Raw genomic sequence first — 572 nt, forward strand, 5'->3', positions numbered from 1 at the left:
TCCTCCCCAAGGCTTATCGCAGCTTACCACGTCTTTCATCGGCTCCCAGTGCCAAGGCATTCTCCTTGCGCCCTTTGTAGCTTGACCGTTGTTTATCTTTCGATAAACATATCTTTCTTCAGATTCTCCATTTGCCAACGAGATTTTACCGCTTGGTGAAATTATAGATTTTTTACTTTCTTGAAAGAAAGTAAACAAAGAACTTTCAATATTCCATCCCGTGAATGGGAGGCTATATTAGAGTTTCTTTGATTCTTTCTTTGCAAAGAAAGAATAGAAATCAGGAATTTTACTAGCTTAAAATCTCATTTCGCAGTTCTATATTCAGTTTTCAAGGTACATCTGACGCCTTCGGCGTCATCTGTCTTGCTTCACCTTGCGGTGAACCAAGGACATCGACCATCGGGAGTGTTATACTCGCGTCGCTTGCGCGCCGCTCGTATACCCTCGAGGGTCTCGCATAAGGTTTTGGGTTACCCAGCGCACTGGATAACCAGTGGTGGGCTGAAATGGACTCGAACCATCGACCTCTCGGTTATCAGCCGAGTGCTCTAACCAGCTGAGCTATCAGC

1 rRNA gene is annotated in these 572 nt (G+C 45.1%); it reads right to left on the reverse strand.

What is annotated here, in order from left to right:
- Positions 1–87, reverse strand: a 23S ribosomal RNA gene (locus tag H6B10_RS15090); the annotation flags it as partial.
- Positions 88–572: the final 485 nt, after the last annotated feature.

This window comes from Gemmiger formicilis (genome assembly GCF_016901605.1).
Classification (GTDB): Bacteria; Bacillota; Clostridia; order Oscillospirales; family Ruminococcaceae; genus Gemmiger; species Gemmiger formicilis_B.